Below are 14866 nucleotides of genomic sequence, written 5' to 3' on the forward strand. Positions count from 1 at the left end.
ATGCCGCCATTAGGTTTTGTCATCATCTGCCGCAAAAAGCGTATTGATACGTTCAACTTCACTTATTGAGGCTTTCTGTAAGGCTTTCCAGCTGTCCGGTGGGTTGCCACTGCTGAGCATTTTCTGAAAGACAGAGTAAGCATCATGCTTACTGCCGTAAGCGCGTTTTGTAGCGTCATCATAGACCCACGCATAAATAATGATTTTGCTCGCAGCATCGTAGCGAAAGAACAGCCGGTACTGCTGGTAGAACTTTGCTCGTTGCCAATGAGTGTGCTCTGCGCCAAGCGTGTTTCCTTGGCGGTATTGAGTGCCTGATGGATCCTGCGGAATATCATTCAAGGCCAGCTTCATTATCGCGGCTAGGCGCTTGGTGGCCGCCTTATTGCGATAACCGGCAGGATCTTTCGATTGAAGATGTCTCACCTTCACGGTGAGTGCTTCGACTTGTTCCAAGAACAACGGATGGGCATAAATCGTCCATCCATTAACCTCCAGAGGCTTCATTCGTCGTCATCATCCTCTTCGAGCGCCTCTTCGAGGTCTACCTCAATACCTGCGGTAAGGCGTTCGGCCTCGGCAAAGCTACTCGCGGTCACCGGGCGAATATTTTCTGGATGCGCCAGAAGGTCGCGCTCCAGAAAATTAAGGAAGTTGACCATCACAGGGTCGTGCTTGGCCTCATCACTTACCCGGGAAAGCACCACTTCACCATCTGGACGCACGGTATAATGGATACGGTCTCGGCGTTTCAGCTTTAGCGCCCGGCGAATCGATGCCGGAACAGTCGTTTGATAGCGATCCGTCAGAGTTGAATCGTCTTCGATAAGCGTGCTCACTGTCGCTCCCCGCTTGATAGCAATGCAAAGGTAATGCATATAAAGTTAATGCAAGCGCATTACCTCGTCAAGTTACCCCCAGCTTCTTTAAACCGGTTTCTCAAGCTCTACCAAAGCGTTCTTAATTAAGATAGGTTAAGTACTTAAGGTAATGTAGATTTCGCTTACATTCGGGTTAGAGTTTTATCTAAAAGCAGCGAGGGAAGGCAATGACGCTAGCCATTGTAGCCACGCGAGCAGGCGTAGGTTTAGATGCACCGGCGGTGCATGTTGAGGTGCATCTGGCTAACGGCTTGCCGGGTCTAACGCTAGTGGGCTTGCCGGAAACGGCGGTGAAAGAGAGCCGCGAACGGGTACGCAGCGCGCTAGTTAATGCGGGCTTCGATTTTCCTAATACCCGGCGTATTACCTTAAACCTCGCCCCCGCCGACCTGCCTAAAGAGGGTGGCCGTTTTGATCTGCCCATTGCACTAGGCATTCTGGCCGCCTCTGGGCAAATCCCGGTGGAAGCGTTAGAAGGTATGGAGTGTGCTGGCGAGTTAGCCCTGGATGGCAAACTGCGCGCCGTACCGGGAATACTCCCTTTTGCCCTGGCCACCCGGCGGGCAAAGAAAGCGTTGATTGTTCCCCGCGACTGCGCCGATGAAGCAGCCCTGGCAGGCGATTTGCCGGTGCTGCCTGCGGACACTCTCTGGCAAGTCGTGGCGCACTTGCTCGATCAAGAGAAGATCCCCCCGCACAAGCTCAGCGCCTCGGTAAAAACCACCGCCCCGGTGGATGACCTCGCCGATGTGCGCGGCCAGCAGCAGGCACGCCGCGCGCTGGAAGTCGCTGCGGCTGGGGGCCACAACCTGTTGTTTGCAGGCCCGCCGGGTACCGGCAAAACCATGCTAGCCAGCCGTTTGCCAGGTATTCTGCCGCCGCTTTCCGAAGAGGATGCCCTGGAAGTCGCTGCCGTGCGTTCGGTTTGCGGGCTACCGCTGGAAGCTGACTGGGGTAAGCGGCCTTTTAGGCAGCCCCATCACAGCGCCAGCGGCGCCGCCCTGGTAGGCGGTGGCTCGAAGCCAAAGCCCGGTGAAATTTCACTCGCCCACCACGGCGTGCTGTTCTTGGATGAGCTGCCGGAGTTTTCCCGCCACGTACTAGAGGTGCTGCGCCAGCCGCTGGAAACCGGAGAAATCCATTTAGCTCGCGCCAGCCATGAACGCCGCTACCCCGCTCAGTTTCAATTAGTCGCCGCTATGAACCCATGCCCCTGTGGCCACTTGGGCGATCCACGCCAACGCTGCCAGTGTACCGCCAGCCAAATCCAGCGTTATCAAGCACGGCTTTCCGGCCCACTGCTAGACCGTATCGATCTACAGGTGGAAGTCCCCGCCCTGCCGCCAGAGCAGCTCACCGCGCAAACCCAAGGCGAATCATCGGAAGCCGTGCGTGAGCGGGTGATGGCCGCCCGGGAACGACAAATGGAACGTGGCGCGCTGAACAGCCAGTTAAGCGGCAAAGCCCTGGAAGCCGCCTGCGCGCTTAATGATGAAGAGCGCGCCTGGCTGGCGGGCGTGCTCGAAAAGCTCAAGCTCTCTGCCCGCGCCTATCACCGCGTACTGCGTGTGGCGTTAACGCTTGCGGATTTACAGGGAGCGCCTAAGCCCACCCAGCCGCACCTTATTGAAGCGATTGGCTACCGGCAGTTAGATCGAATGTTGAAAGGGGCGTAAGCCCCCGAAAGTCACTGAACGGTTAGCGGGTGGCGGCCAGTGAATCCACTAGGCGTTGACACAGCGCATCCAGCTTTTGCCCCGTGGTTTCATCATGTAACGCACCACTATCGTTGAAGGCGCTGCCCGCTTTCGCCAGCGACAATGGCTGTGGCAGCACGATCAGCCCCAGATTGGCTAACAGTTGCTGACCAAGCGGTAGCGCACGGATGCCACCTAGCCCACCGGGGGACGCCGCCACCAGCGCTGCCCACTTACCGGCAAATAACCCGAGCCCCGGCGTATCCTGGTAGGGTCGTGACAGCCAGTCCAGCGTGTTTTTCAGCAGCGGCGTGATAAAGCCATTGTACTCCGGCGAGGCGATCATCACTGCTTGGTGATCCGCCAGAATTTCACGCAGCTTGAGCACATTCTCCGGCATGCCCTGGGCTTCAATATCCTCATCAAATAGTGGGCAGGGGTAATCCTTTAAATCGATAAAGGTTGCCTTTCCACCCAAGACTTCAATGCGCTTAGCAGCAAGCTTAGCAAGCTGTTTATTAAGCGAGCCTTCACGAGCACTGCCTGCAAATACCAGCACCCTTTTGACGCTTGATCCCATTGCCACTTCCTCTCTAAATAACGTATGTCAATAATCCCACCATTTACCATTCACGCCTGTTGAGCAAGGCGTTTTTCTCCTGATCAACAGCCTGGTCGTTAGCTGCCATTAAAACGTCTACGTAGTGTCATTCAATTATCACTATTGCCGAGGAAAATTAGCGAAAGCTGAAACAGCTCTGCCCCCTCTTAAATGGTGAAATAGCGATGATAAAGCCAGTATTAACAGCTGCTCTTACTCTCTTTGCATTTACCGGTTCGGCACACGCCCAGCAGGTCTTTCCAGCTACATTGACCGGCCATGCCCAGCTACCCGGCAGTACCTTTGTATCCGCCCCTGCCGGAGCCGCTGAGCACTATAACGTCTCCGGCCGTTTTACTGGCCAAGAGGGCCGCGTTGAGCAGCTGTATACGAACATGCAAGCCACGGGCTTAGCGCTACCCTTCCCCAGCCAGCCTCTGCAGGGTTTTTCTGGCATTCGCTCACTTGGCAATGACCGTTATCTGGTGTTGACCGATAACGGCTTTGGTTCCAAGGCGAACTCCTCTGACGTCATTTTGATGTTTAACATCATAAAGACTGACTGGGACACTGGGCGCGTCATCATCGAAGAAACCGTTCAACTATCGGATCCAAACCGCAAGGTGTCCTTCCCGATTATGAATGAAGCCACTCCTGGTCGTTTTTTAACCGGGGCTGATTTCGATATTGAATCGATACAGCCGGTGGGCGATCGCTACTGGATTGGCGATGAGTTCGGGCCTTGGATTATCCAGGTAGATAGTGAGGGCGAAGTGCTGCAAGTGCTGGCCACCAATCCTGGTGGAACGCTGATGCGCTCCCCCGACAATGCCTTTGCCCTCACTCCGAACCCTGGAGCACCTCTCGCTGATAATGTGAGGGTGTTTCGCTCTGGCGGTTACGAGGGCATGGCACTCTCCGAAGACCAAACCACCCTTTACCCCTTATTGGAAAAGCCAATCTGGGACAGCACCGCCAACGCCCCGGAAACCATTGATGGCACCCCCGTACTAAGAATGTTCGAGCTTCATGCTGAAAACGGCGAATGGGGCGACACAACCCGCTTCTACCCGTTGGCGTCAGCGGATCATGCGATTGGCGATTTCAATCTCATTGGCGGAACTCGCGGCTTGATCATTGAGCGTGATAGCCGTCAGGGCGATCCGCGAGAAGAGTGGGCAGACAATCCTGCCGAGTTCAAACGCATCTATCTCGTCGATCTCAACCGCACAAATGAGCAGGGCGTACTTGAGAAAATCGCCTATATAGACCTTATGGATATCCAGGATCCAGACGGCATCGCACCCCGCGGCACGATCAACGGCACCTTTAATTTCCCCTTTGTGACCATTGAGAACGTGGATCGGGTCGATGAGAGCACCATCGTGGTCGCCAATGACAACAACTACCCTTTCTCGATGGGTCGCCAGCAAGGCCACGCCGATGATAATGAGCTAATACTGCTCGATGTAGAGGACTTCCTGAACGCCCAGTAAGGCAAGTAAGTGTTTACATAGAAAGGTAAAAGCACTGAATAAATCCGTAGCGGAATTTATTCAGTGCTCGTGACGTTTAGGGAGCTATCTCACCAATGTGTTTTACAAAAACTATTTACTAACATTATCGACAAAACCATCTACAAATCCATCCAGCGCTTCAAACAGCACTTCACGGATGGGATCTGCCTCATTCACTAAGTGGTGGCGAGCTTCCGGGTGGCGATGAATTTCGGCACTGGGAAACTTCTTTGCCAGAATCGCTAAATTCCACTCCCAATCGACGGTCAGATCCTGCTCGCCCTGGAGAATCAGTGTAGGTAGCGGGTTGGGCTCCTGCGCCAGTAAGCGAGGCATCCAGCGGCGCATAGCGCTCACCCAGGCAACGCTTAAACGCTCGGGCTGCAGCGGGTCACCCTCACGCAAGAATTCAGTGAACTGCTCGTCGGTAGAGTTGGGGCGATATTTACGCGGCAACTCTTTTACAAACGGGCTGGCAATCAAGTGCAGCCAACTGGTTTGGCTCCATCCCCAAGGCCGCACCAGGGGCGCCAGCAGCACTAAACCTGACCAGCCTGACGCCTCGCGGCGGGTGAGCGCATCGGTGGCCAGAATCGCCCCACCGGTGCTCTGGCCCACGCCCAGCCACGGCATAGGTGCCATGCCTTGGCTCTTTAGTGTGGTCTGTAAATGGGTCAGGCAGTGCTGATAATCAGCGAAATCTTCTATTGCCGCCCGCGCCCCGCTGGAGAGGCCGTGGCCGGGAAGGTCCCACAGCACCACTCGCCAGCCTTTAGCCAGCAGGCGTTCAAGCAAATGGCGATATAACCCCATATGATCGAAATAGCCGTGTACCACAAAGGCAGTGCCCACCGGCTGCGGCGGGCTCCACACCTGACACCAAAGCGCAAAGCGCCCCGTATCGATAAAGCCTGCATGCACTTCACTGGTATCTAACAGCAGTGCTTCTAAGCCATAGTGGTGGAAATAGCCTTGCATGGCGTCTGCCAATATTTCCCCGGGCATCAGACGACTAAGGGCAGTATCGCCCGAGGCGTGGCGAAACAAGCCTTCCAGATGTTGGAAATCACGCATCGTTGTTTCTCCATAGCGCCATTTTCCGTGGCCTAGGCGCGACAGATGGGTCGCGCTCCCAAACCCTAATCCCTAGTCATTTGGTCGAGCATTTTACCGCATTAGGGTCTACGCTGTTTACATGCCCGGTCAGGTGTGGAATTATTTTCCATAAATAAATTCTACTCTGACCGTGGTCAACACATTCCCCACGGGCATCCTCACAGGAGAAACCCCATGAGCGAGCGTATCACGCGCCACCGTTTACAAGTGGCAGCCGATTTAGATCGTTTTATCAATGAGCAGGCGCTACCGGGTACAGGTGTTGATGAAAACGCCTTTTGGGCCGGTGTGGATGCCCTGTTTCATGATTTGACACCTAAAAACCGTCAATTGCTGGAAGAGCGCGACACGCTGCAAGAGAAACTTGACGTGTGGCACCGGGAAAACCCCGGCCCGGTCACCGATATGCCGGGATACCGTCGCTTCCTGAAAGAGGTCGACTACTTGGCTGAAGCACCGGCTAACGTCAAAGCGACCACTGCCAACGTTGACCGTGAAGTAGCCGTTCAGGCAGGCCCACAGCTGGTGGTACCGGTGAGCAACGCACGCTACGCGCTGAATGCGGCTAACGCCCGCTGGGGCAGCCTGTACGACGCCCTGTACGGCACCGATGCGATTTCCGAAGAGGATGGCGCGGAAAAAGGCACCAGTTTCAACCCGAAACGTGGTGCCAAAGTGATCGCCTACGCCCGTGGCGTGCTTGACCGCGCAGCCCCGCTGGCGACTGGCTCGCACCGTGATGCGGTGAACTACGCCATTCGTGATGAGCACTTGGTGGTGTCACTGGAAGGTGGTCGTGAGACGGGTCTTAAGGATTCCGGCAAGCTGATTGGTTTTACCGGTGAGGCGGCTAAACCCGACGCGATTCTGTTGGGTAACAACGGCCTGCACCTGGAAATCCAGATCGATCCCAACGACTCTATCGGTAAAACCGACCCGGCAGGCGTTAAAGACGTCGTGGTAGAAGCCGCCCTGACCGCCATCATGGATTGCGAAGACTCCGTTGCCGCCGTGGATTCAGAAGACAAGGTGGGTGTTTACAGCAACTGGCTGGGCCTGATGAAGGGCGATCTCGAAGAGAAGATCGACAAAGGCGGCAAGACGTTTACCCGCAAGCTTAACGCCGACCGCACCTGGCAAACCACCGATGGCGGCAGCGTCACTCTACCCGGCCGTTCGCTGATGTTCGTGCGTAATGTGGGTCACTTAATGACCACACCGGCAATTTTGGATGAAAAAGGCAACGAGCTACCGGAAGGTATTCTCGATGCAGTGGTCACCTCATTGCTCGCGCTGCACGACCTTAAGAAAGATGCCGACCAGCCGCGCAACTCGCGCACCGGCTCGGTTTATATCGTCAAGCCGAAGATGCACGGCCCAAAAGAAGTTGCCTTCGCCAACGAGCTGTTTGGTCGTGTCGAAGACATTCTGGGCATGAACCGTGACACCCTGAAAATGGGTATCATGGACGAAGAGCGCCGCACTACCGTCAACCTCAAGGCGTGTATCGCTGAAGCGGCTTCACGGGTGGCGTTTATCAACACCGGCTTCCTCGACCGGACCGGCGACGAGATGCACACCGCCATGGAAGCGGGCCCCATGGTGCGCAAGGGCGATATGAAAAGCGCCGCTTGGATTCAGGCCTACGAGAAGAGCAACGTGCAAGTGGGTCTTGCCTGCGGTCTGCGCGGTCGTGCCCAGATCGGCAAAGGCATGTGGGCCATGCCTGACCTGATGCACAACATGTTGGAGCAGAAAATCGGCCACCCGAAAGCGGGCGCCAACACGGCTTGGGTACCTTCGCCCACGGCTGCTGCGCTGCACGCACTGCACTACCATCAGGTCAACGTCACCGACGTTCAGCGCGAGCTGGAAGAGTTAGGTGAACCCGACTACCTGGACGACCTACTCACCGTGCCGGTAGCGGAAAACGCCAACTGGTCGGATGAAGAGAAGCAGCAGGAGTTGGATAACAACTGCCAGGGCATTCTCGGCTACGTAGTACGCTGGGTTGAGCACGGCGTGGGTTGCTCGAAAGTGCCGGATATCCACAACGTAGGCTTGATGGAAGATCGCGCCACGTTGCGTATCTCCAGCCAGCACATTGCCAACTGGCTACACCACGGCATCGTCGATGCTCCAAGAGTGGAAGAGACCCTCAAGCGCATGGCCAAGGTAGTCGACGAGCAGAACGCAGACGACCCCACCTACACCGCCATGAGCGCCGATTTTGAAGGTTCTACCGCTTTCAAAGCCGCCTCCGACCTGATCTTCAAAGGCCGCGTACAGCCTTCCGGCTACACCGAGCCGCTGCTGCACGAGTGGCGTCAGGTGCATAAGGCCAAGGTGCATAAGGCATAGGTGCATAAGGCATAGTAAGTTCGTTTTATGATGTAATCAGCCCTGAGGCTCACGCCTCGGGGCTTTTTTATAAAGGACAACAATAATGACCGTAATGACTGCCGAGCAAATCGAAAACTTTCTGGATGAAGTGTTTCCCCAGCGCATGGGCAAGATAGAGAGCGTGGGCGACATGACGGCTTCCATGCGCTTGAAGATCGGTAACGAGCACCTGCGCCCCGGCCCGCGTGTTTCCGGGCCCACCATGATGGGTTTTGCGGATGTGGCAATGTATGTGGCGATATTGGCGCAAATTGGCCCCGAGCCCATGGCCGTGACCAGCGATTTAAACTGCCACTTCCTGCGCGCGGCGTCCGGTGATCATGACATTGTTGCCCACGCCAAGCTGATCAAGCTCGGCCGTCGCTTAGCGGTGGGCGAAGTACAGTTATTCTCAGCCAGCGACGAAACACGCCCCGTGGTGCATGTCACCGCCAGCTATGCATTACCTCTAAAACCTGATGTCGCTTCAGCGTGAGCCACCCCGCGTCAGGCTATCAAGGTGCGGCGTTAGGGAGTTGGTCGATGAACCGATCAAGGGTTATGGGGTACTCACGCACCCGAACGCCGGTGGCGTTATAGACCGCATTGGCGATAGCCGCCGCCACGCCGCAGATACCCAGCTCACCGACCCCCTTGGCTTTCAAGGGCGATGAAGCCGCATCCGTGGTATCCAGAAAAATAACTTCCTGGTGGGGGATATCGGCGTGAACCGCCACCTCATAACTGGCAAGGTCGTGATTAACAAAGAAACCCCGCTCAAGGTCAACGGTTAGCCCCTCCGACAAGGCTGCCCCCACGCCCATCGTCATACCGCCGAGCACTTGGCTACGCGCGGTGATCGGATTTAAGATGCGGCCCGCATCACACACCGCGAGCATACGCCGAACACGCATTTCGCCGGTATATGCATGAACGCCGACCTCGATGAAATGCGCCCCAAAGGTGCCAATCTGCATGTCGTCCTTAAAGTCGCCAAAGTGGATCGTGTCTTCGGCGACAAGCTCTTCGCCATCTGCCACGTCGGCAAGCGCCAAATCAATATCCCCGGCCAGCACGCGGCTGTTCTCAAAGCGTGCCGTTTCAACTCCCAAGCGCTTGGCTATCTGCTCTTGAAGCGCCAAACAGGCGGCGTACACGCCAGCGGTTGAGCTAGTAGCGCCAAACTGCCCACCCGAACCCGAAGAAATAGGGTAGGCACTGTTGCCCAACCGAACCTCGACGGCGTCCAGCTCAATCCCCATCGTCTCGGCAGCAGTCTGAGCAAGAATGGTGTAGGAGCCAGTGCCGATATCGGTCATATCGGTCTCAACGATCAGCCGCCCGCCCTGCAAACGTACGCGTGCCCCTGAATCCAGCGTGGGTGCTCCGCGATAGGCCCCTGCCATACCGTAACCGATCAACCACTCTCCTTCGCGTTTTTCCCCAGGCGTGCGGTTGCGCGCCTCCCAGCCAAAGGCTGCTGCGCCTTGGCGTAAACACTCAACATAATGGCGATCGCTAAAGGGCTTAGAAGGATTTTCTGGGTCGACTTGGGTATCGTTGAGTATCCTGAATTCGACGGGATCCATGCCCAGCTTCTGCGCCATTTCATCCATGGCAATTTCCAGCACGGCAAGCCCCGAGGCTTCGCCGGGGGCGCGCATATCCGCTGACTCGGGAAGATCCATGTCGATAGGGTGATGAGCGACGCGGCGACTCTCCCCAGCATAAAACGTGCGGGTTTGATTGACCGGGTTCTCACCGCTGCCACCGGGCAGGGTATGCGAAACCGCCGCATGATCGAAGGCGGTTATCTTGCCCCGGGCATCGGCAGCGATTCGCAGTCGCTGAATGGTGCCAGAGCGGTGAGTCGCATTGTTGAACACCAGCGGGCGAGGCAAGGCCAGCTTGACCGGCCGCCCGGAGGCGCGTGAGCCGAGGGCGGCGAGCACCGCGTCAGCGCGTAGCCACAGTTTTCCGCCAAAGCCACCACCGACATAGGGACTTTCGACGCGAATCGTGTCGGGGTCGATATTGAAGGAGGTCGCCAACGCCTGTTTATTCATTTCGATCATCTGATTCGACGTCCACACCGTCATCTGGCCGCCATCAGACCAGTCAACAATCGACGCGTGAGGCTCCATCATGGCGTGGCTTTGGGAAGCGGTTCGATAGACTTCATCTAGCGTGAAGTCCGCAGCTTGAAACGCCGCGTCAACGTCACCCACGTTTGAAAGCGGTTCGCCGGTGTTATCAAGCTTTTCCCATGCAGTCTCAAGATCGAAGTCACCTTGCTCTTGCTGGTAGCTGACATCGATCAACGCCGCGGCGCTACGCGCCTGCTCCAGGGTCTCCGCCACCACTACCGCGATCGCCTGATGGTAGTGGGCAATTTTATCGCCACCGAACAGCCGGGCAACGTTATTTTTCGAGCGATCAAGTGGCTCAATCTCCAGCGTCGTTACCACTGACACAACGCCCGGTGCCGCACGCGCAGCCGATGCATCCATATGGGTAATTCGCCCCTTGGCTATGGTCGCGCACAGGGGATAGCCCACCAGTTGATCCGCCGCTACGTCATGACGCTCGTAAGCATAGGGCGCACCGCCCATCACCTTAAGCGTGCCGTCGATTCGCGCATGGGGTTTGCCGATAATACGGGCACGGTCAAACAGGTTATCTTCCGCTGATTGATTAAAGTCCATAGGTCACTCCTGAGCCAGCAGTGCGGCAAGCGTTCGCTCTGCCAGGGTAAGCTTATAAGCGTTTTCTTGCGTCGGGCGGGCGCCATCCAGTAATCGGCTCATGACCGCTGATGCGCCCTGCGGCAGCGCTGCATCTGCATCGTCGCGGCGCCAAGGCTTCGGAGCCACGCCGCCAAGCGCGACACGGCCGCTGCCATCCGGCGTTTGGATAAGCGCAACGGAGACCAGCGCGAAGGCGTAAGAGGCTCGGTCGCGCACCTTAAAATAGGCATGGCGGCCTTCGACAGGCGCGGGGAGCTCAACGGCGGTAACCATTTCGCCCGCCTCCAGGGTGTTTTCGACCTCGGGCGTGTCACCGGGCAGTTGGTAAAACGCATCAAGCGGTGTGCGTCGCATCTCCCCACTCGGCGTAACGGTTTCCACTTGGGCATCCAATACCCTGAGCGCAACGGCCATGTCCGAGGGATGCGTGGCGATACACGCCTCTGAGGTGCCGATAACGCCCAGCCCACGCGAGCTGGCGCCTTTGCCGAGTGCTGCACAGCCCGCACCAGGCGAGCGCTTGTTGCAGGGCATGCCGGTATCGTAAAAATACGGGCAGCGGGTGCGCTGGAGCAGATTGCCGCCGGTCGTGGCTTTATTGCGAAGCTGGCCCGATGCGCCTGAGACAAGTGCCCGGCTGAGCACCGCATAATCGTGACGAATTCGGTGGTCGGCGGCTAGCGCGCTGTTACTCACCAACGCCCCTACACGCAGACCGCCGCTAGGGGTGGGGGTAATGGCGTTGAGCCCAGTACCCGTTACATCAATCAGATGCAGCGGGGTTTCAATCTCGTGCTTCATCAAATCCAGCAGGTTGGTGCCACCGGCAATAAATTTGGCGCCAGGCACTTCGGCGGCACGGGCGGCCGCCTGAGCGGGATCAGACACACGTTCATAGGAGAAGGCTCTCATGCGCGCTCCTCCGCCACCTGATGAATGGCTTTTAGAATATTGGCGTAAGCGCCGCAGCGGCAGAGATTGCCTGACATCCGCTCGCGAATCTCGGCGTCGGTCACTTCAATAGGTGCGGTGAGATCCTTCGTTACATGGCTGGGTAGATCGGCTCGAATCTCCTCGAGTACCGCCTTTGCCGAGCAAATCTGGCCCGGCGTGCAGTAGCCGCACTGAAAGGCGTCATGATCGAGAAACGCTTGCTGCATGGGATCAAGGTGGTCTGCTTCCCCTAAGCCTTCGATAGTCGCCACGTCATCGCCTTCATGCATGACCGCCAGCGTCAGGCAGGCGTTAATCCGTTCGCCATTCACCGACACCGTGCAGGCGCCGCACTGTCCGTGGTCGCAGCCCTTCTTGGTGCCAGTGAGTTTTAAATGTTCACGCAGGGCATCCAGCAGCGTCGTTCGGTTATCCAGTTCAAGCTGGTGCCTTGCGCCATTGACCACTAAAGAGACGTTCGAGCGTTCCGCGCCATTCTGCGCGGTTTCGCGACGCTTTTCAGCGCTATTAGGTGGGTTCATAACTATGTGCCTTCCCTGCTCATTGCTGTCGCTTTATGAATGTCGTCACGACTTCAGCATAGTCATGATTGAGGTGGGCAACCCGACGATTGGGCATAAAGGTTCTGAAAAAAATCGATTACATTCTCTGTACACGCTGTTGCTACGCTAGGCTATAAGTTTTATGCCCACGCCAAAACAGGCAATGGATGCCGTTTGCTAACTATTGGAAGCGTTATAAATGCAGCATTTGGATCGGCAGGTGATTGAGCAAGCGCTTAAGTGGTCGCAGGAAGGGAAAACGATTTGGCTGTGTACCGTGCTCGCCACATTTGGCTCTTCGCCACGCGCGCCGGGCTCTTGGATGGCCGTCAATCAAGAGGGTAAGCACATCGGTTCGCTTTCGGGTGGCTGTGTAGAGGATGACTTTATCAAGCGTCTTGGCGAGGGAAAATATGATCGACCCATAACAGTGACACGCTATGGTGATCCCGACGATACTCAAGGCGCGCATATTGCGCTTCCCTGTGGCGGCGTTTTAGAAGTGTTAATTGAGCGGCTGCTCTCGACTGCTGACACGCAGGAGCACTTGGCCACCCTGCTGGCTACCCTGGATGGTCATCACCGTTTGATGCGTAACGTGAATTTATCCACGGGCGAGCACTCCTTCCGTGAGGATGCCACGCTCGGCCCTCGCGTGGTTCGGTTGGACGTTCAACCCTACGATGAGCAAGAACAGGATCGGCAAGATATTGTTCAAATGCGGATAGCCCCGGCCAGACGGCTCATTATTGCCGGCATTTCGCCCATTTCCGCCCCTTGTGCCGCCTTTGCCACCACGCTGGGGTTTGAAGTGATCGTCTGCGATCCAGACGAGGCGGTCTGCGCAGACTTTGCAGTGCCAGGGGTGACCGTCAAAGCGTTACTGCCCTCGCTCTACATTGCCTCCGGCGCCTGCCATAGCGCCACGGCGGTTGTGGCGCTCACTCACGACCCGCGTATTGATGATTTAGCTATGATGGAGGCTGTATGCACGCCCGCTTTCTATATCGGCGTAATGGGTTCAAGACGCACATCGGCGGCGCGCGCTGAGCGGTTGATTCGTTCTGGGGGGTTAACCGAAGAGCAGGTCGGCCGCCTGCATATGCCGATTGGCCTGGCACTGGGAAGCAAGACTCCAGCTGAGATTGCTCTCGCTGTTATGGCGGATATCGTGCGGGTGCAACACGGAAAAACGATCAATGAGCTATTTCAGTGAGCTATTTCAATGAGCTGTCTCGATGAGCTCTAGCAACGTTGTCGCATTGGTCATGGCCGCCGGTTACTCGCGCCGGTTTGGCGAGCGCGACAAGCGCTGTGCGCGTCTGGAAGATGGACGCACGCTGTTAGCTGTCAGCGTTACCAACGCAGAGCAAGCGCTTCCTCTGCTGCGCGTGGCGATCCGCGAAGAGGACGACGCAGACCTTTTAGGGCTTGCCGAAGGCACGCCGCTTATTCGCATTCGTCAGGCGCGCCTTGGGCTGGGTTCAAGTCTGGCCGAGGCGGTAACGGCGCTTAGCCATGATCCGCGCCTCTCTAACGTGGAAGCAGTGGCGATTTTATTGGGCGATATGCCCTACCTTCAGCGAGACACGCTATTCGCGCTACAGCAGCTAGCCACTCACGACACCATCGTGAGGCCCTGTTTCAAAGGCCAACCAGGCCATCCGGTTATATTCGGACGTTCACTATGGCCAGCCCTTGAATCTTTAAGCGGCGATGCCGGTGCCAAAGACATTATTCGTCGCCACACGGCGCACTACCGAGAGTATGCCGTGCAGGACAACGGCACGCTTATCGATATCGACACGCCAGAGGGGCACAGCATCACGGCGCCAGTGTCATGAACGGCTCATCTTGCTGGTCGCTAAACGCATAGACGTTATAGGGTTCGTCCTGAGGCCCCGGCATACCAGGTGTGCCAATGGGCATACCCGCCAAGCCAATACCGTCAACGTCAGGCTGTTGCTCAAACAGCGCCTGCACGGCCTCCATCGGTACGTGGCCTTCGATCCAATACTCGCCCATCTCGATGGTATGGCACGACCCCAGGCCATAGGGCACGCCCGCCTGCTGCTTAATATCACCCAGCTCTACGTCATCAATGATCGTTACGTCTACGCCGAGCTCTTCAAGGTGGCGCGCATAACCGTCACAGCAGCCGCACTGGGGATTTTTATACAGTGTTGCCTCTAGCGGTAACGCCGCCTGAGCGGAGACCGCCCCAAGCAGCATGGAACCTGAGAGCAAAAGCTTGGTGCTCATATGTCGCATTATTTTCAACTCCTTAATGTGAACGACTGCAGAGGTACTTGACCAGCGACGCGATCACTAAGTCAATTAATAAAGCATGGCCAGGACCATCAACCAGCCTAACCACCCCATTGACCCCATAAAAGCAAAGCATTCCACGTTCATCATGGCATCACTTC

General features: G+C 56.7%; 14 protein-coding genes. 6 read left to right on the forward strand and 8 right to left on the reverse strand.

Annotated elements, in window-relative coordinates; translation table 11 throughout:
- Positions 1–9: 9 nt before the first annotated feature.
- On the reverse strand, positions 10–507 hold the full coding sequence (locus QEN58_RS18515; protein WP_280105059.1) for a type II toxin-antitoxin system YhaV family toxin: 498 nt from the start codon (positions 505–507) through the stop codon (positions 10–12).
- Entirely contained in the window at positions 504–839 is a 336-nt protein-coding gene (locus QEN58_RS18520) for a type II toxin-antitoxin system PrlF family antitoxin (protein WP_265154053.1), read from the reverse strand. The genes QEN58_RS18515 and QEN58_RS18520 overlap by 4 nt, the downstream gene beginning before the upstream one ends.
- Positions 840–1048: 209 nt before the next feature.
- Here QEN58_RS18520 and QEN58_RS18525 point away from each other — a divergent pair, with 209 nt between their 5' ends.
- Positions 1049–2557, forward strand: coding sequence for a YifB family Mg chelatase-like AAA ATPase (locus QEN58_RS18525; RefSeq protein WP_280105060.1), 1509 nt, complete (start codon positions 1049–1051; stop codon positions 2555–2557).
- A 22-nt stretch (positions 2558–2579) separates the two neighbouring features.
- Here the strand turns inward: QEN58_RS18525 and QEN58_RS18530 are convergent, their stop codons facing one another.
- Positions 2580–3158 (reverse strand): NADPH-dependent FMN reductase, encoded by a 579-nt coding sequence (locus QEN58_RS18530; RefSeq protein WP_280105061.1) that lies wholly within the window; start codon positions 3156–3158, stop codon positions 2580–2582.
- Positions 3159–3364: 206 nt separating this feature from the next.
- Here QEN58_RS18530 and QEN58_RS18535 point away from each other — a divergent pair, with 206 nt between their 5' ends.
- Complete coding sequence (locus QEN58_RS18535) at positions 3365–4675, forward strand: esterase-like activity of phytase family protein (RefSeq protein WP_280105062.1); 1311 nt, start codon at positions 3365–3367, stop codon at positions 4673–4675.
- A 111-nt stretch (positions 4676–4786) separates the two neighbouring features.
- Here the strand turns inward: QEN58_RS18535 and QEN58_RS18540 are convergent, their stop codons facing one another.
- Positions 4787–5770: an alpha/beta hydrolase gene (locus QEN58_RS18540; RefSeq protein WP_280105063.1), complete on the reverse strand. Its 984-nt coding sequence runs from the start codon at positions 5768–5770 to the stop codon at positions 4787–4789.
- Between the two features lie 216 nt (positions 5771–5986).
- Between QEN58_RS18540 and QEN58_RS18545 the strand changes: the two genes are divergently transcribed.
- Both QEN58_RS18545 and QEN58_RS18550 read left to right on the forward strand, forming a co-directional pair.
- Positions 5987–8173, forward strand: a complete 2187-nt coding sequence (locus tag QEN58_RS18545) for a malate synthase G (RefSeq protein ID WP_280105064.1) — start codon at positions 5987–5989, stop codon at positions 8171–8173.
- 85 nt (positions 8174–8258) lie between these two features.
- On the forward strand, positions 8259–8690 hold the full coding sequence (locus QEN58_RS18550) for a PaaI family thioesterase (RefSeq protein WP_280105065.1): 432 nt from the start codon (positions 8259–8261) through the stop codon (positions 8688–8690).
- A gap of 19 nt (positions 8691–8709) precedes the next feature.
- Here the strand turns inward: QEN58_RS18550 and paoC are convergent, their stop codons facing one another.
- The 3 genes from paoC to paoA are packed head-to-tail and all read right to left on the reverse strand — an operon-like array spanning position 8710 to position 12416.
- The gene (paoC, locus tag QEN58_RS18555; protein ID WP_280105066.1) at positions 8710–10899 is read right to left on the reverse strand and encodes an aldehyde oxidoreductase molybdenum-binding subunit PaoC; all 2190 of its coding nucleotides are present in this window, start codon (positions 10897–10899) and stop codon (positions 8710–8712) included.
- A 3-nt stretch (positions 10900–10902) separates the two neighbouring features.
- A complete protein-coding gene (locus tag QEN58_RS18560) occupies positions 10903–11853 on the reverse strand; it encodes an FAD binding domain-containing protein (RefSeq protein ID WP_280105067.1) in 951 nt (316 codons plus the stop codon).
- Positions 11850–12416, reverse strand: coding sequence for an aldehyde dehydrogenase iron-sulfur subunit PaoA (paoA, locus tag QEN58_RS18565; RefSeq protein ID WP_280105068.1), 567 nt, complete (start codon positions 12414–12416; stop codon positions 11850–11852). The genes QEN58_RS18560 and paoA overlap by 4 nt, the downstream gene beginning before the upstream one ends.
- A 220-nt stretch (positions 12417–12636) precedes the next feature.
- On the opposite strand from paoA, the gene QEN58_RS18570 reads away from it, so the two are divergent.
- Positions 12637–13653, forward strand: a complete 1017-nt coding sequence (locus tag QEN58_RS18570) for an XdhC family protein (protein WP_280105069.1) — start codon at positions 12637–12639, stop codon at positions 13651–13653.
- A gap of 22 nt (positions 13654–13675) precedes the next feature.
- A complete protein-coding gene (locus tag QEN58_RS18575; RefSeq protein ID WP_280105070.1) occupies positions 13676–14281 on the forward strand; it encodes a nucleotidyltransferase family protein in 606 nt (201 codons plus the stop codon).
- On the opposite strand, the gene QEN58_RS18580 is transcribed toward QEN58_RS18575, so the two are convergent.
- On the reverse strand, positions 14262–14708 hold the full coding sequence (locus QEN58_RS18580) for a DUF411 domain-containing protein (protein WP_280105071.1): 447 nt from the start codon (positions 14706–14708) through the stop codon (positions 14262–14264). The genes QEN58_RS18575 and QEN58_RS18580 overlap by 20 nt on opposite strands.
- Between the last annotated feature and the right edge of the window lie 158 nt (positions 14709–14866).

Origin of the sequence: Halomonas alkaliantarctica (assembly GCF_029854215.1) — a bacterium.
Lineage (GTDB): Bacteria > Pseudomonadota > Gammaproteobacteria > Pseudomonadales > Halomonadaceae > Vreelandella > Vreelandella alkaliantarctica_A.